Below are 15,927 nucleotides of genomic sequence, written 5' to 3'. Positions count from 1 at the left end.
GCTCAGACAGACTTTAGCTGGCAACAATGCGCGAAATACTTTGTTAACTGGATAAGTAAAAAATGGAATTACCGGAAATCATAGTCATTAGTCTGAAGCGAGCGACCGAAAGGCGGCGATCAATTGAGATGCAGTTTTCTGAATTGAAACTGCCTTTCAACTTTTTCGATGCGATCGATGGAAAGCAAGGGCACGAGCTATTTACCCGTTATGATACTGATAGAGCGAGGCAAATTGGCGAGATCCCCCTAACTTCAGGGCACCTGGGATGCTATACAAGCCATTTTCTTGTTTGGCAGCATTGTGTCGAGCTGGAAAAACCAATGATTATTCTGGAAGATGACGCCATGATCTTTCCAGGGCCATTTTTGAGTTTTGTAGAGCAGGCTTCTAGTCTCCCACAGGAGTTTGAGTGTGTCAGGTTATTCAAGAGTAAATCTCGAAACCAGACAAGCTGGCTGCTTTTCGAGCAAGGAGATCTTTCAATCGCAAAGTTTCTGCGGGGACATAAAAGCGCTACTGGTTATTATCTCACTCCGTCTGCTGCAAGGAAATTTCTGAAGTATGGTGAGCGTTGGATGGAACCTGTAGATATAGAGATGGATCAGTTCTGGGCAAATGGTGTTGAATGCTACGGAGTGCTTATTCCCTGTCTTACTCACAACCCTGATTTTGAGTCCGCTATCGATATGGGTATTGATACTTCTCAGGCGAGGCGTGGATTAATGCGCCTACGTTGGCGTTGGTATCTTTTGAAAGGCAAAATTGCTCGAGAGTTTCATAACTTCATGTTCAAAGCTAAAATGCAAAGATAGTGGTTGATGCTAAAACTTTGATGTTCCTATCGTCGATAACGTCTAAGCAGTGCTTCAATCTTGTCTAGTTTGCGCAATAAGCGATAGCGCCGAAGTGGGTCGTAGATCCAAGGTGACTTAAGCGTTTTATCAGCAACAATTAGGTAACCTTCAGCAATCGGAACCTGGCTTTTCGGGCGTTGGCGCAGTTTCCTGATGGTTTCATTATCCATGATGTGAAAAGGGTAAAAGCCCGCCTTGTTGATAATTTCCGCCAGCTGAAAGGTAAAGCTCTTCTTTTTGTTACGGTAGGCAGGAGGATTGGGCAACCACATAGCAAAAGGCGCATGCAGATAACCCATTTCAAGGAAATGCGTTTTTGCCTGTTGTTCGTTTTCAAACTCCCCTGAAATAAATTGCCAGTTGGCGTTGCGTAGACGGTCGCTCCGGGTGATCGAAATATCCGAATAGTAAACGCCAGCAACCTGCTTGCGGCTACGGTGCTCACAGACAAAAACATCGCGCTCCGGATAATAGACAAAGCGCTCAAGTGTGCGCTGCCGAGTGATGGCTTTTTGAAAAACCGGTGCGAGAAACCCTGCAGTGGGGAATTTTTCAAAATAGTTTTCCATCAAGCGAATGTCTTCTGCATCAATCCGGCGAACCAGTTGGGTGTCGTCCTGAAGAAAACAGATCAGTTCATCACCGTCCACGGAATTAAGGGCGCGCTGCATATTAGTGTAAAGCGCACCGTGTTGGTTTTCCGATTCTTTATCATCGCGGCGTCTTACTTCATGACATTTTTCGATTTCATTCAGAATTTTCTGGGTTTCCGGATCGTTACTGGCGTCGTCATAAACGATCACTTGGTGATCAGGAGCACAGTTTTCGAGTGACTCAACACAGTTTTTTAGATGCGGGCCGCGATTGTAGGAAAATACGAAAAAAATCAATGTCATACTCCCGCAGTATGGAAAGACTGATGTTGCTCGATGCCAAACGCTGTGCGCGTTATACCAGTTTTTTCAACGTGAAGACGATACTGCTTGTTGGCGGCGACGATATCAGGATCTACATACCCTCGTGTATGGTCCAGATGTATGACAATCGCGTTGTAGCGGACATGCTTTGGCTTTATACCGGCATTGATTAGCCTGACGCCAAACTCTCTGTCCTCACCACCGTACGCCATGGTTTCATCGAAGCCATTAACCTGTAGAACATCATTTTTCCAGGCAGATCCGTTAGAGCCTTTGAAACGGCAGCGCGTGGGAGTCAGCCTATTGAACAGCCGCGCCTGCCAGTCGTTGGCCGTTAGTTTTGCGTTCTTATAGGAAGTGGCCAACCCCTGAGATTTCAGCCATTTTAGGTCAAAACAGCGCCCAGACAAAATATCATCTTTGGTAATTGCCTGGCTGGTCACCATAGGAAGCTTGAGGTAACCGCCGGACAGATAATGGCCGGGCAATGCCTGATTTGCATGAACACTGAGAAAATCTCGACGTGGAATGCAATCGCCATCGCTGAACACTATGTAGTCGGATGTGGAAGCAAGTACGGCGCTGTTTAGGATGCAGCACTTCTGAAAACCATTATCTTCGTGCCAAACATGCTGGATATTTAAGCCTGTTTCATTGCAAAAGCGATGAATCAGTTGACGTGTTTCATCACCTGATCCGTCATCGGCAATAATGATTTCAAAGTCTTGATGTGACTGTACGCTATAGCCCCAGAGCACTTTCTCCAACCATATTGGAGAGTTATAAGTACTGATAATGACGGAAAGCTTCATGTCAAATCACTATGGTTGGTTAACAAATCAAACACGATAAAAATTGCGGTACCAACGCACAAATTCAGCAACACCATCCTCCACTCGGGTAGCAGGCTGATAACCAAACTGTTCCACCAAATCCTCAACATCGGCGTAGGTATCAGGTATATCGCCGGGTTGCATAGGTAACAGTTGTTTGTTCGCCGTAATGCCCAGAGCGTTTTCCAGTGCGGCAATATAATCCATCAAGACAATGGGCTGCTGATTCCCAATATTGTAAAGGCGCCAAGGGGCTTTACTGGTCGCCGGGTCAGGCGCTAGACCTGACCACTGCGGATTCGATTGTGCGGGTTTTTCCAGCACACGGATAATTCCCTCAACAATATCATCAATATACGTGAAATCACGACGATGCTGGCCAAAGTGATACACGGGAATCGCTTCCCCCGCCAGAATGGCTTGAGTGAACTTGAAAAGGGCCATGTCAGGACGCCCCCACGGGCCGTAGACGGTAAAAAAGCGCAGACCAGTCGTGGGGATGCCGTATAGATGGCTGTAGGTATGAGCCATGGCTTCGTTGGCTTTCTTGGTTGCTGCATAAAGGCTTATCGGATGGTCAACCGTATGATGAGTCGAGAAAGGCATCTGCTCATTAGCGCCGTATACACTAGAACTGCTAGCGTAAACCAGGTGTTCGATGGCTTGCTGTCGGCATCCTTCGAGGATATTGGCAAAACCAACCAGATTGCTATCGATATAGGCCGCGGGATTCTCTATTGAATATCGCACACCCACCTGTGCCGCCAGATGAATGACACGCTTGAAGGCGTAACGAGTAAATATCGCTTTCATGGCTTCCCGATCAGCAACGTCCACCCGCAAATGCTCGTAGCAGCTATAAGTGCTAAGACGTGATAGCCGTGCTTCTTTCAGCGAGGGATCGTAATACGCATTATGATTGTCCAGGCCGACAACACTTTCACCGCTTTCAAGCAGACGCTTCACGACAGCAGAGCCGATAAAACCAGCCGCACCAGTTACCAGAATAGCCAAATGGACTCTCCGTAAACTTTACAAGACAAAATTGGCCCTAGTTTTGATATATTAAATTCTAAAGTAGCACTAGAAATGATAAATCAAACCCAAGCTTGCTGTATCAACATCCGTGTCATAGTCATAGCGCTCCAGGTCGATGCGAAGAGAGACCGGACCTTCACGATAACTCATGCCTACACCAAACATGAAATCAGTACCACTATCGCTTCCTCCGTAGTTTAAGTCATAAACTTCCCAATCAGAATCCCAGGCATGTACACCAAGCTTGCCATGAAGTTCAAAAGACGGTGAAATTGGTGCGATGGCTAATGCTGCCACGCCGACACTCGAAGCATCCAGGTTTACCGAAAATATTGAAGAACGAACAGAATATTCACCATGATCAGCATAAAAGGCTTCAATAGCGAAATGATCATTGACTCTATGCCCTACTAAAAATTTATATACGGTGTCGCTATCATCGACGCTAATATCAGACTCGCCAATGTCGCTCAAACCATCTACTTCTGCTTTACCAATGAAGCCACCGATATAAGGCCCAGCATCAGCTGAACTTACTGATATATTAAATACAACCACTGATATAGAACATAGACCAAGAATTACTTTTTTCATTGAAAACTCCCTTTTCCATTTAAATCAAAAACTTCGCCGTTAGGGCGCAAAGAATACTTTCATACCCGATGATATACGTAAATAAACCACGTGACATTCGGTGCTGTGTTGTCGCCCACATTTTACCGTCCATGATAAGCTTTCCCCCAACGAAACGATAGCGCAACACAGCGAGTCACTATGAACATCAGCGTTTTTGGTACGGGGTACGTCGGATTGGTCGCGGGGGCGTGTTTAGCGGATGTGGGTCATCAAGTGATCTGCATGGACATCAACGCCGAACGCATCGCGCGTTTGGAAGCGGGTGAAGTTCCCATTTTTGAGCCGGGTTTGACGGAGCTCGTCACTCAGAATGTCGCCTCTGGACGCTTACGCTTTACCACTGATAGCACAAAAGCCGTGAAAGAAAGCGAGCTTCTCTTTATTGCCGTGGGTACACCGCCGGATGAAGATGGCAGTGCCGATTTGCGCCATGTGCTGGCGGTCGCGCGCAGCATCGGCGAGCACATGGATGACTATAAACTGGTTATCAATAAGTCTACCGTCCCGGTAGGTACAGCTGAGAAAGTACAGGCCGCTATCGCCGGCGCGCTTAACGTGCGCAGTGTTTACCTTGATTTTGATGTCTGCTCAAACCCCGAGTTCATGAAGGAAGGCGCAGCGATCGAGGATTTCACCCGCGGTGCGCGGATTGTGGTGGGTACCGATAGCGAGCATGTGGAAGCGCGTATGCGCGCCTGTTACGCACCTTACAATCGCAACCACGATAAGTTGATGTTTATGAGCGTACGCGCGGCTGAGCTAACTAAATACGCTGCTAACGCCATGCTCGCCACCAAAATCAGTTTTATGAACGAGATCGCCAACTTGGCCGAGCGCCTAGAGGTGGATGTAGAAGAAGTCCGTCGCGGGATCGGTAGCGATCCACGTATTGGCTACCATTTTATTTATCCCGGTTGCGGTTACGGTGGCTCTTGTTTCCCCAAAGACGTTCAAGCGCTGGAGCGTACCGCACGAGAGTACGGTTATCACCCAGCGCTTTTGAGCGCCGTGGAGCAGGTGAACCATCAGCAAAAGCAGACGCTCTTCGCTAAACTGCAAAACGTACTAGGCGATGTCAGCGGCAAAACCATTGCGATTTGGGGCCTCGCGTTTAAGCCCAATACCGACGATATGCGCGAAGCCCCCAGCCGCGAGTTAATGCAAGCGCTGTGGGCCGCCGGTGCCAAGGTGCAAGCCTTTGACCCAGAAGCGATGACGGAGTGCCGGCGACTCTACGGTGATCGCAACGACCTGGTACTCACTTTCGACCGTATTCAAGCGGTAAAAGGCGCGGATGCCTTGGTGATCTGCACCGAGTGGAAAGCATTTCGCAGCGTGGATTTTGCTTGGCTTGCGGGCGAGCTAAGCGAAAAGCTGGTGATTGATGGTCGTAATCTCTACGACGTGGAAAGTATGACCGCTGCTGGCTTGCGCTACATAGGCGTTGGGCGAGACAATTTACGGTTTCTCGTCTCGGCTTAACGCCACCCGTACCTCAGGAGAGCCATGCCCTCGTTCACACGCCCCAACCCCTCCACGTGGCTACCCCTCACGACCCTCGGGCTGAGCCTGGGCTACAGCATCACCGTATTAACACGCCTGCCTTGGTGGTCGCTGTTTCTGCTGGCCGCCATATGGGTCGGGATCGGCATTCGTTTGGGTATCGGGCACCGTCGCCACCACCGCTACCGCAAGGCATGGCCGTGGTCGCTATTACCGCTGTGTCTTTGGGGAATTTACCTCTACCTGGCGGATAGTTTCGGCAACGTCGATCTCGGTGCGGTCTTTTTTCATCTGCAGGCGGGGATGGCAGACCATGGTGGTACCGGACGTATGGTCACAGCGGCGCTATATACGTTCTGCATGCTGGGCATGTTGATAACATCGACTTGGCTAACCCGCAATGACTGGCGTTGGCGGCGATTCGAGCCGCTTCTTGCCGTATTACTGTTGGTGTCGAACCCGCTAATTTTGGGCCTGGGTCAGCGTAGCGCGGTCGTGGTGACCGATGACGGTAGTTGGTTAGATCGACGCTATGTCGAGCCTGACATCACGGCCCAACAAAACCCGCCTAATCTTTTACTGCTTTACCTTGAAAGCATTGAACGCACTTACGCTGCCCCCGTTTTTGGCGATGCCTACGCCGATCTTGAGGCAGTGGGCGAACGCGGCGTGGTGTTTGAGGGCGTCCGCCAGGTTGATAACACCGGTTGGACCATGGCCGGCAAAATTGCCAGCCAATGCGGTACGCCGCTAATGCCTGCGGGGCTTTTACACGACCGTCAATTCGAGCCCCTTTCTACCGTTGTGCCCGGAATCGACTGTTTGGGCGATATGCTCTCTGAGCAGGGTTACCGCTTAAGCTATTTGGGGGGCGCTAGCACGGAATTTGCCGGTAAAGGGCTTTTTTACCATGGCCATGGCTTTGATCATGTTTACGGTCTGCAAAAGCTAAAACCACGGTTAGAGAACCCAGACTATGTCAACGACTGGGGGCTTTATGACGACTCGCTTTACGATTTTACCGTGAAGGAAATCGAACGCCTCAATGCACAGGATGATTCTCCATGGGGCGTGGTTAACTTAACAATTGCAGGTCATGCGCCTGATGGCCATCCTGCGCAGCGCTGCATTGAGCGCCAAGGCGAGTGGGACGGTGAAGACATTCTCTATTCGGTCGAGTGTTCGGCGTGGTTGGCCCGCGATTTAGTCGAGCGCTTAGAGGCCAAAGGGTATTTAGATAACACCGTGGTTGCCATCGTCAGCGACCACCTCAGCATGCGTGTCTCCGAGTGGGATACGCTGGAAACTTTGCCACGGGAAAACACCTTTATTTTGCTCGGCGACGACCTTCAGCCGCGGCGTATTACCCGAAACGCTTCCATGATGGATGTGTTTCCTACGCTGCTCGATGCCATGGGCTACCTGCCCGACAATGCAGCAGCAGGCCTGGGTGTGTCGCTACTGAGAGACAAGTCTCAAACCCTGCTTGAACGGCATGATATGCAGACTATCAATAGCCGCTTACACGCCGAAAATGCCTTGCAGCAACGCCTTTGGGAAGGGCTCGCTCCCCAGGGTCATGGAAATCAAACACCACCATTACCCCAGCAAACCCTAGAAACACCAGGTGATCAGGCAAAATAATTACCCATCCCCCACTGACGGTGCATCATGTTTTTGCCAAATGGCCTGATAAACGCGCTCAACATCGATCTGCTTCAGGCAGTTGGTATGCCCCAGCGGGCAATCGCGTTTAAAACAAGGCGAACACTCAAGAGCGAGATAATGGATATGAGCGTTACTTGTCAGCGGCGGCGTGTACGCCGGTGACGACGAACCATAGATTGCCTGCACGCGGACACCCACCGACGCGGCGACATGCATCAACCCAGAGTCATTGGTCACCACTTGGCGGCAATCAGCGAGCAAATCGACCACATCGGCTAACGCCGTTTTTCCACACAGGTTATGCGCTTGAGAAAGCCCATGGACAATTTCTTGCCCTGCGACATGGTCCTTTGGGCCGCCAAAAATACGCACTTCAAAGCCATCATCCACCAGCCGTTTAGCCAACGCATGAAAATACGCCAGTGGCCACTGTTTCGCGGGGCCATATTCGGCCCCTGGCATCAGGCCAATGGCAGGACGCGAAGAGAGCGCGTGCTGTAGGCGTAAATTGACAAGGTTATCGCGGTCGATCTCCAGTCGCGGCGATGGAATCACAAACTGCCCTTCAGCCGCTTCGTTTGCCGGTAGCCCAAGCGCCACGAAACGCTTCACCGTTTGATCCAATACCTGCTTGTCGAGCTTACGTCGTTCATTAAGCAAGCCGTAGCGCTGCTCACCCAAAAAACCAATGCGCTCAGGAATGCGCGCAAGAAAAGGAACGAGAGCCGCCTTCCATGAACGCGGTAGCACAATGGCGCAATCAAAACGGCCTTTTAGTTGCTTGGCGAGATCACGTCTTGTTTTCAACCCAAATTCACCGTGACCAACCGGCAACGGCAATACCTCGTCCACTTCAGGCATGCGTGCAATAATCGGCTGCGACCAAGCAGGGGCCACCACGCCCAGCGTAGCGCCAGGGTAACGCTGCTTTAGGGTGATAAACAGGCTCTGAGCCATGACCATATCACCCACCCATGAGGGGCCAATCACCAATAGGCGTTTTACCGATTCATTCATTAAGCCACTCCAAGTACGCCTTCACCCCTTGGGCGACGGTTTTAAAGTCCACATCGCAGCCGACCTCACGCAGCTTGGCGATATCCGCCCGTGTATAGCTTTGATAGCGCCCTTTTAGCTCTTCGGGAAAATCGATGTAGTGTATCTCGCCTTGGCCATAATAATTAATGACGGCTTCGCCAATGGCTTTGAATGGCTCCGCACGGCCAGTACCCAAGTTAAAGATACCCGATTTCTCTGGATGATCGAGAAACCATAAGTTCACCTCCACCACGTCGCCCACGTAAACAAAATCGCGGCTCTGCATACCGGCTTCATAACCATCGTAGGCACCAAACAGTTTTAGCGTCTCGCCGTTACGCACTTGCAGGTGGTTGTGATACGCGACACTAGCCATCTTGCCTTTATGCTGCTCTCGCGGACCATAGATATTAAAGTAGCGAAAGCCAACGACCTGAGTGGTTAACTCCTCCCAACGAGCGCGCACGTGCTGATCGAAAAGCAGTTTTGAGTAGCCGTAGACGTTAAGCGGTTTCTCAAACGCCGGCGCTTCTTTAAAAACGCTGCTGCCGCCGTAGGTTGCCGCTGATGAGGCATAGAGAAAGGGAATGCCAAACTGCTCACAAAAATTGAGCAACACCTTGGAGTACTCGTAGTTATTCTCGAGCATAAAGTGGCCGTCCCACTCGGTGGTATCCGAGCAGGCACCCTCGTGAAAAATCGCTTCGATCTGAGGGAGATCAACCGACTCACCCCGCAAGGCACGTTTGACGCGCTGAATAAAGTCTTCTTTATCCAGGTAATCAGCCAAGGTGCAATCGGCCACGTTAACGAACTTAGTACCGTCACGCAGGTCATCGACCACCATGACATCGTTGCGCCCGCGCGCATTCAGTGCTTTTACGATATTGGCACCGATGAAACCGGCACCGCCTGTCACGACGATCATTGCTCTCTCCTTAACAAATAACCTGTACTGACTTACGGCCTATGTAAGCCTGCGCCTATAACCTATCTGCTTGGGATTGTATACTTGACGCTTTATGAATTCATGGCCAATGGTGCTTTTCCCGATGAGTGTTTCCAGAAGCGTTTCAAGTCATAGCTCGACACCTGATGTGTCGACCTTTCAAGGATTAATCCTTGCGCTGCAGCAGTACTGGGCTGAGCAAGGCTGCGTTGTACTTCAGCCCCTGGATATGGAAGTGGGCGCCGGTACCTTTCACCCCTCGACGTTCCTGCGCGCCATTGGCCCCGAGACGTGGAACGCGGCTTACGTTCAGCCGTCACGCCGCCCCACCGATGGCCGCTACGGCGAAAACCCCAACCGCCTGCAGCATTACTATCAGTTTCAGGTGGTGATGAAGCCCTCCCCCAGCAATTTACAGGACCTTTACCTCGGCTCGCTCAAGCGCTTAGGGCTGGACCCGCTGATTCACGATGTGCGCTTTGTCGAGGATAACTGGGAATCGCCCACACTAGGCGCTTGGGGCCTAGGCTGGGAAGTATGGCTCAACGGCATGGAAGTCACTCAGTTTACCTACTTTCAGCAAGCGGGCGGTATTGAGTGCTACCCCGTTACCGGCGAGCTTACCTACGGCATCGAGCGGATCGCCATGTACCTACAAGACGTGGACAGCGTCTACGACTTGGTGTGGACCATCGCCCCCGACGGCAGCAAAGTCACCTACGGCGACGTTTATCTGCAAAACGAGCGCGAACAATCCGCTTATAACTTTGAACACGCCGATGTCGAGCAGCTGTTCAAGTCATTTGATCATCAGGAAAAAGAGTGCAGCAAGCTGCTAGACGTGAACCTGCCGCTGCCCGCTTACGAGCAGGTACTTAAGGCATCGCACACGTTTAATTTACTCGATGCCCGCCATGCCATCTCAGTAACCGAGCGGCAACGCTTTATTCTGCGTGTGCGCACCATGGCGCGCGACGTAGCGCAGGCTTACTTTGAGTCACGCAAAGCCGCAGGCTTCCCCATGGCGCCGGACGCACTGCGGCATGAATTATTAAACGAATCCTCCGACGCTCAGGGAGACGCATGATGGCCGTTGATACGCTTTTACTCGAACTCGGCGCCGAAGAGCTTCCCCCCACGGCGCTGGATACGCTCTCAGACGCGTTTGCCAGCGGCATTCAGCGGGGTCTTCAAGAGGCTGAAATTCCCTTCGAAAGCGTTGAGGCCTTCGCTACGCCGCGGCGCCTCGCCGTTCGTGTTGCTGGCTTGGCTAACAAACAGCCCGACCGCGACGTTGAAAAACGTGGCCCTGCACTGGCTGCCGCCTTTAAAGAGGGCCAGCCGACCAAAGCGGCGGAAGGCTTTGCTCGTTCCTGCGGCGTCAGCGTCGATGATCTCATTCACCTAGAGACCGACAAAGGCACTTGGCTCGGCTACCGCGAACAGCAAACCGGTGAATCTGTCCAGGTGCTGCTACCGGTGATTCTGCGCAAAGCGATTGAAACGCTGCCAGTCCCCAAAAAAATGCGCTGGGGCACATCACGGGTCGAGTTTTCCCGCCCGGTACACTGGCTAGTTGCCCTTTACGGCAGCGATGTCATCGCCGCTGAGGCTCTCGGCCTGGAAGCCAGCCGCACCACTTACGGTCATCGCTTTCATGCGCCCGGTGCGATTCAGCTCGCTCATGCGGATGATTACCTAAGCGCGTTAGAAAATGCTTACGTGCTAGCCGAAAGAGCCCAACGCCGCGAGCGGATTCGCGAACAAGTACTCGCCGAAGCCGAAGTCCAAGATGCTACCGCCGTTATTGATGAAGACCTACTGGTTGAAGTCAGCGGTTTAGTGGAGTGGCCAGTTGCCCTTACCGGCAGCTTCGATGAGCGCTTTCTGGAGGTACCGGCAGAGTGCTTGATTTCATCGATGAAGGCCAATCAGAAGTACTTCCACCTGCTGGATGAAAACGGCAACCTTATGCCGCTTTTTATCACCATCGCCAATATTGAAAGCCTCGACCCGGACCAAGTCATTCAGGGCAATGAGAAAGTCATTCGCCCGCGCCTGGCCGATGCCGCCTTCTTCTACGACACCGATCGCAAACAGACGCTGGCTAGCCGCCTACCGGCGCTTGAAAATGTGGTCTTTCAGCAACAGCTTGGCACACTCGCGGACAAAGCCCGCCGCAGCGAAGCCGTTGCCGGCTATATTGCCGAGCAAATTGGCGGTGATGTGGCGTCAGCGCAGCGAGCCACGCAGTTAGCCAAGTGTGATCTCGTCACCGAAATGGTGCTCGAATTCCCCGAGCTGCAAGGGATTATGGGCCGCTATTATGCTGAACAGGACGGCGAACCCGCCGAGGTAGCCAAAGCGATTGAAGAGCAGTACCTGCCGCGTTTTGCCTCCGACGATATTCCGCATACGGCTACCGGTAAGGCATTGGCTCTTGCGGATCGTCTTGACACCTTGGTGGGTATTTTCGGCATCGGTCAACGCCCAACCGGCGCAAAAGACCCTTTTGCTTTGCGTCGTGCGTCCATCGGTGTGCTGAACATTTTAATCAAAGGGGAGCTAAACCTCGACCTGCGCGAGCTTCTCACCCGCGCCGCTGCGCAACATCAAAACCTGCCTAAAGCAGAGGGCTTAGTGGATGATGTGCTGACTTACATGCTCGACCGTTTTCGTGCCTGGGGGCAGGAGGAAGGCATTACCGCCGAGATGTATCTTGCGGTGCGTGCTCGCCCGGTCACCAAGCCGCTCGACTTTGCCCGCCGCCTACGCGCGGTTAAAGCCTTCGCCCAGCGCGAAGAAGCCACCGCCCTTGCTGCGGCTAATAAGCGGGTTTCCAACATTTTGGCTAAACAGGCGCACGACGGTAGCACCCAAGTCAACGGCGAGCTATTAAGCGAAAACGCCGAAAAAGCGTTGTTTCACGCGCTCGCCACCAGCCGCGATAGTGTTGGTCCACTGTTTGCCGAGGGTCACTACATGGAAGCGCTCGATGCGCTGGCAACGCTGCGTGAGCCGGTAGATAACTTTTTCGACCAAGTAATGGTGATGACGGATGACAACGCGGTGCGCCGTAACCGTCTTGCTCTGCTCGCTAACCTGCAAGCGTTGTTCCTAGACGTCGCGGATATTTCCGAGCTACCGCAGTAAGCTTTCACGCTTAAGCTTGTCTTCAGCCCGGCTAATTGCCGGGCTTTTTTATTTACTACGCTTCACTATTGTCAGCTAATTCACTCTTAGAACAAGCGCAAAGCGAACGGATATTGCGATCATCCTACAGCTCCGAAGAGTGTTTCACGTGAAACATTTTAAGCTTAACGAATTTGACTGCCTGAGAACTACTATGTCTACCTCCCCCGAAGGATTGATCATTCTCGACCGCGACGGTGTCATCAACGAAGACTCTGATGCCTACATCAAGTCGCTGGCGGAATGGATCCCCTACCCTAGTGCCATTAGGGCCATGGCACGTTTATCACAAGCAGGCTACACCCTGACGGTGGCCACGAATCAATCGGGTATTGCCCGCGGCTATTACGATGAAACAACGCTTGAGGCGATGCACGAAAGACTACGGCGCATGGTTAAAGAAGCAGGCGGTGAAATCGCCCATATTGCCTATTGCCCTCATGGACCAGATGACGGTTGCGACTGCCGTAAACCTTACCCCGGCTTACTCAGGCAGATTCAGCGTAAACTTAACTTGGCGACGCTAACAGGTAGCTGGTTAGTGGGCGATAGCCTACGCGACTTACAAGCGGGGGAAGCGGTAGGTTGCCACTCAGTATTGGTCAGAACGGGAAAAGGCAAAAACACCGAAACCAGAGGCGAAGGGCTCAAAAACGTGCATATCTTTGACGATCTTGGCACGTTTGCAGATTGGCTGCTAGATAAGAAAAAATGAAAGCAGGCAACCGCCTTGAACTTGTCGAAGAATAGTATTGAGAAGCAAAAAACAAAAGAAGTGGAAGTGGAAGCAAGAACCCTAGGCCAGATGTTTCACGTGAAACATCTGGCCTATCCGCTTTAGATATCGAGGTTCGCAACTAACGCATTGGTTTCGATGAACTCGCGGCGCGGCTCTACCTCATCGCCCATTAAGGTGTTAAACATCATATCCGCGGCAACGGCATCTTCGATGTTGACGCGTAGCATGCGGCGAGTTTCCGGGTCCATGGTGGTATCCCATAGCTGATCCGGGTTCATCTCTCCAAGCCCTTTATAACGCTGCACGGATAGCCCGCGCTGGCCTTCTTGCATCAACCACTGCAGCACATCAGCAAACGTGGATACCAACTTTTGACGTTCACCACGGGCAATATGGGCACCCTCTTCTAGCAAACCGTCTAGAGTCTCGCCTAACGCCACCATTGCGGGATAATCCAAGCTTTCAAAGAAATCTAGTCCCCACGTGTACTCCGTGGTCACCCCGTGAGCAATCAGTGAAACGGCCGGAAGCAGCAAGCCACGCTCGTGGTCTTCTTTGAGGTGGAAGTGATAACGTGGGCCACCTTCATAAGCGATCTGGTCATCCATGGCTTTTTGCAGCTCATCGATCCAGTTTTGCATCGTTACGCGGTCTTTCAGGCTAGATTCACCATCTAACCGCGACGCGTGCACCACCTGCTTAAGCACTTCGATAGGGTAAACGCGCGACAACCGATCAATACGCTTCATGACGTTACGGTATTGATTCACAAGCGCTTCCAGCTGCGAACCAGAAATACCCGGCGCATCGGCATTCACGTAGAGACGCGCACCATCAAGCGCCGTGGTGGTTAAGTAATCCACCATCGCCTGCTCATCTTTGAGATAGAGCTCTTGCTTGCCACGTTTGATCTTATAAAGCGGCGGCTGGGCAATAAACACGTGACCGCGCTCGATCAACTCTGGCATCTGACGGAAGAAGAACGTCAGCAACAACGTGCGGATGTGCGAACCATCAACGTCCGCATCGGTCATGATGATGATCGAATGATAGCGCAGTTTATCCGGGTTAAACTCTTCACGGCCGATACCGCAGCCTAGCGCCGTGATTAACGTCCCCACCTCCGCAGAAGAGAGCATCTTGTCAAAGCGGGCTTTCTCTACGTTTAAGATTTTACCCTTGAGCGGCAAAATCGCCTGGGTTCGCCGATCGCGCCCCTGCTTCGCACTACCGCCGGCCGAATCACCCTCCACCAAATAAAGCTCTGAAAGGCTTGGGTCTTTCTCCTGGCAATCGGCTAGCTTACCCGGCAGCCCCGCAATATCCAGAGCGCCTTTGCGTCGCGTCATATCTCGCGCTTTACGCGCCGCTTCACGTGCGCGCGCTGCATCCAGCATTTTATTAACGATCGCTTTAGCCTCATTGGGCTTCTCGATCAAGTATTCTGAAAACAGCCGCCCCATCTCTTGCTCAACGGCGGTTTTGACCTCACTGGAAACAAGCTTGTCTTTGGTCTGCGAAGAGAACTTCGGGTCCGGCACTTTGACGGAGATAATCGCCGTCAAGCCTTCACGCGCGTCATCACCCGCCGTACTCACCTTGGCTTTTTTCAGCAGCCCCTCGGCTTCAATATAGTGATTAAGCGTGCGGGTCAGCGAGGCGCGAAAGCCCGCCAAATGTGCACCGCCATCACGCTGCGGAATGTTATTGGTATAACAGAAGATGTTTTCGGTGAAGGCATCGCTCCACTGCATCGCCACCTCCACTTCGACCCCATCCTCACGAACGGCATTGAAGTGGAACACCGGGTTCAAGACGGTTTTGTTTTTATTGAGGTGATTAACGAAGGCCTTAAGACCGCCTTCATAATGAAAGAGCTCCTCTCTCCCACTGCGTTCATCCATTAGACGAATCGCAACGCCCGAGTTCAAAAACGACAGCTCCCGCAGGCGCTTAGCTAAAATATCGTAATGAAACTCAATATTGGCAAAGGTGTCGGTTGAAGGACGGAAGTGCACTTTAGTACCGCTTTTATCGGTTTGCCCCACAACCGAAAGCGGTGCTTGTGGCACGCCATGGCGGTACACCTGCTCAAACACGTCGCCTTGGCGCCAAATGGTAAGACGCAGCTCTTCTGAAAGCGCATTCACCACGGAAACCCCTACCCCGTGCAAACCCCCAGACACTTTATAAGAGTTATCGTCAAACTTGCCGCCCGCGTGCAGCACGGTCATGATAACTTCGGCAGCGGAAACACCCTCTTCCTCATGCAGCTCGGTAGGAACACCGCGACCGTTATCCGTCACCGTGACAGTTTCGTCGGGGTGGATGATCACGCGGATTTCGCTACAGTGACCTGCCAGCGCTTCATCGATGGAGTTATCCACCAGCTCGAACACCATATGGTGCAGCCCGGTGCCGTCGTCGGTGTCACCGATATACATGCCGGGACGCTTACGCACTGCGTCCAGCCCTTTGAGCACCTTAATGCTTGATGAATCGTAAGCTTGCTCGCTCATTGACTAACCACTCCATCGTGAAGTCTATTTATCCGTAT

At 52.1% G+C, this 15,927-nt stretch carries 13 protein-coding genes; 6 read left to right on the top strand and 7 right to left on the bottom strand.

Features of this window, described 5'->3' with window-relative positions:
* Window positions 1-62: 62 nt before the first annotated feature.
* Complete coding sequence (locus QC823_RS07965) at window positions 63-815, top strand: glycosyltransferase family 25 protein (protein WP_309655831.1); 753 nt, start codon at window positions 63-65, stop codon at window positions 813-815.
* A 26-nt stretch (window positions 816-841) separates the two neighbouring features.
* Here QC823_RS07965 and QC823_RS07960 read toward each other — a convergent pair whose 3' ends face one another.
* The 4 genes from QC823_RS07960 to QC823_RS07945 all read right to left on the bottom strand — a co-directional run bounded on the left by QC823_RS07960 (window position 842) and on the right by QC823_RS07945 (window position 4,239).
* Window positions 842-1,753, bottom strand: coding sequence for a glycosyltransferase family A protein (locus tag QC823_RS07960; RefSeq protein ID WP_309655830.1), 912 nt, complete (start codon window positions 1,751-1,753; stop codon window positions 842-844).
* Window positions 1,750-2,586 carry a glycosyltransferase family 2 protein gene (locus tag QC823_RS07955; RefSeq protein ID WP_309655829.1) on the bottom strand — a complete coding sequence of 279 codons (837 nt, stop codon included), beginning with the start codon at window positions 2,584-2,586 and terminating at the stop codon, window positions 1,750-1,752. The genes QC823_RS07960 and QC823_RS07955 overlap by 4 nt, the downstream gene beginning before the upstream one ends.
* Window positions 2,587-2,613: 27 nt before the next feature.
* The gene (locus tag QC823_RS07950; RefSeq protein WP_309655828.1) at window positions 2,614-3,621 is read right to left on the bottom strand and encodes an NAD-dependent epimerase; all 1,008 of its coding nucleotides are present in this window, start codon (window positions 3,619-3,621) and stop codon (window positions 2,614-2,616) included.
* Window positions 3,622-3,690: 69 nt separating this feature from the next.
* On the bottom strand, window positions 3,691-4,239 hold the full coding sequence (locus tag QC823_RS07945; RefSeq protein WP_309655827.1) for an outer membrane beta-barrel protein: 549 nt from the start codon (window positions 4,237-4,239) through the stop codon (window positions 3,691-3,693).
* 180 nt (window positions 4,240-4,419) lie between these two features.
* Here QC823_RS07945 and QC823_RS07940 point away from each other — a divergent pair, with 180 nt between their 5' ends.
* Window positions 4,420-5,763: a UDP-glucose dehydrogenase family protein gene (locus QC823_RS07940; RefSeq protein WP_309655826.1), complete on the top strand. Its 1,344-nt coding sequence runs from the start codon at window positions 4,420-4,422 to the stop codon at window positions 5,761-5,763.
* A gap of 24 nt (window positions 5,764-5,787) precedes the next feature.
* Entirely contained in the window at window positions 5,788-7,428 is a 1,641-nt protein-coding gene (locus QC823_RS07935) for a sulfatase-like hydrolase/transferase (RefSeq protein WP_309655825.1), read from the top strand.
* Here the strand turns inward: QC823_RS07935 and waaF are convergent, their stop codons facing one another.
* Together waaF and rfaD are read right to left on the bottom strand one after the other, a co-directional pair.
* Window positions 7,429-8,469: a lipopolysaccharide heptosyltransferase II gene (gene waaF, locus QC823_RS07930; protein ID WP_309655824.1), complete on the bottom strand. Its 1,041-nt coding sequence runs from the start codon at window positions 8,467-8,469 to the stop codon at window positions 7,429-7,431.
* Window positions 8,462-9,418, bottom strand: coding sequence for an ADP-glyceromanno-heptose 6-epimerase (rfaD, locus tag QC823_RS07925; RefSeq protein ID WP_309655823.1), 957 nt, complete (start codon window positions 9,416-9,418; stop codon window positions 8,462-8,464). The genes waaF and rfaD overlap by 8 nt, the downstream gene beginning before the upstream one ends.
* A 124-nt stretch (window positions 9,419-9,542) precedes the next feature.
* Between rfaD and glyQ the strand changes: the two genes are divergently transcribed.
* The 3 genes from glyQ to gmhB all read left to right on the top strand — a co-directional run bounded on the left by glyQ (window position 9,543) and on the right by gmhB (window position 13,346).
* Window positions 9,543-10,526: a glycine--tRNA ligase subunit alpha gene (glyQ, locus tag QC823_RS07920; RefSeq protein WP_309655822.1), complete on the top strand. Its 984-nt coding sequence runs from the start codon at window positions 9,543-9,545 to the stop codon at window positions 10,524-10,526.
* Window positions 10,526-12,592: a glycine--tRNA ligase subunit beta gene (gene glyS, locus QC823_RS07915; RefSeq protein WP_309655866.1), complete on the top strand. Its 2,067-nt coding sequence runs from the start codon at window positions 10,526-10,528 to the stop codon at window positions 12,590-12,592. The genes glyQ and glyS overlap by 1 nt, the downstream gene beginning before the upstream one ends.
* Window positions 12,593-12,785: 193 nt before the next feature.
* The gene (gmhB, locus tag QC823_RS07910) at window positions 12,786-13,346 is read left to right on the top strand and encodes a D-glycero-beta-D-manno-heptose 1,7-bisphosphate 7-phosphatase (protein WP_309655821.1); all 561 of its coding nucleotides are present in this window, start codon (window positions 12,786-12,788) and stop codon (window positions 13,344-13,346) included.
* 122 nt (window positions 13,347-13,468) lie between these two features.
* Here gmhB and gyrB read toward each other — a convergent pair whose 3' ends face one another.
* The gene (gene gyrB / locus QC823_RS07905) at window positions 13,469-15,889 is read right to left on the bottom strand and encodes a DNA topoisomerase (ATP-hydrolyzing) subunit B (RefSeq protein WP_309655820.1); all 2,421 of its coding nucleotides are present in this window, start codon (window positions 15,887-15,889) and stop codon (window positions 13,469-13,471) included.
* Window positions 15,890-15,927 lie beyond the last annotated feature (38 nt).

This window comes from Vreelandella vilamensis (genome assembly GCF_031451755.1).
GTDB classification, from domain to species: domain Bacteria; phylum Pseudomonadota; class Gammaproteobacteria; order Pseudomonadales; family Halomonadaceae; genus Vreelandella; species Vreelandella vilamensis.
The sequence above is the reverse complement of the archived record's forward strand: the minus strand, read 5'-3'. Positions and strand labels throughout refer to the sequence as shown.

Excerpts from the sequence above, each read along its gene's own strand:
- QC823_RS07965 (WP_309655831.1), top strand. The coding sequence starts at position 63 with ATGGAATTACCGGAAATCATAGTCATTAGTCTGAAGCGAGCGACCGAA.
- QC823_RS07960 (WP_309655830.1), bottom strand. The coding sequence starts at position 1,753 with ATGACATTGATTTTTTTCGTATTTTCCTACAATCGCGGCCCGCATCTA.
- QC823_RS07955 (WP_309655829.1), bottom strand. The coding sequence starts at position 2,586 with ATGAAGCTTTCCGTCATTATCAGTACTTATAACTCTCCAATATGGTTG.
- QC823_RS07945 (WP_309655827.1), bottom strand. The coding sequence starts at position 4,239 with ATGAAAAAAGTAATTCTTGGTCTATGTTCTATATCAGTGGTTGTATTT.
- QC823_RS07940 (WP_309655826.1), top strand. The coding sequence starts at position 4,420 with ATGAACATCAGCGTTTTTGGTACGGGGTACGTCGGATTGGTCGCGGGG.
- QC823_RS07935 (WP_309655825.1), top strand. The coding sequence starts at position 5,788 with ATGCCCTCGTTCACACGCCCCAACCCCTCCACGTGGCTACCCCTCACG.
- waaF (WP_309655824.1), bottom strand. The coding sequence starts at position 8,469 with ATGAATGAATCGGTAAAACGCCTATTGGTGATTGGCCCCTCATGGGTG.
- rfaD (WP_309655823.1), bottom strand. The coding sequence starts at position 9,418 with ATGATCGTCGTGACAGGCGGTGCCGGTTTCATCGGTGCCAATATCGTA.
- glyQ (WP_309655822.1), top strand. The coding sequence starts at position 9,543 with ATGAGTGTTTCCAGAAGCGTTTCAAGTCATAGCTCGACACCTGATGTG.
- glyS (WP_309655866.1), top strand. The coding sequence starts at position 10,526 with ATGGCCGTTGATACGCTTTTACTCGAACTCGGCGCCGAAGAGCTTCCC.
- gmhB (WP_309655821.1), top strand. The coding sequence starts at position 12,786 with ATGTCTACCTCCCCCGAAGGATTGATCATTCTCGACCGCGACGGTGTC.
- gyrB (WP_309655820.1), bottom strand. The coding sequence starts at position 15,889 with ATGAGCGAGCAAGCTTACGATTCATCAAGCATTAAGGTGCTCAAAGGG.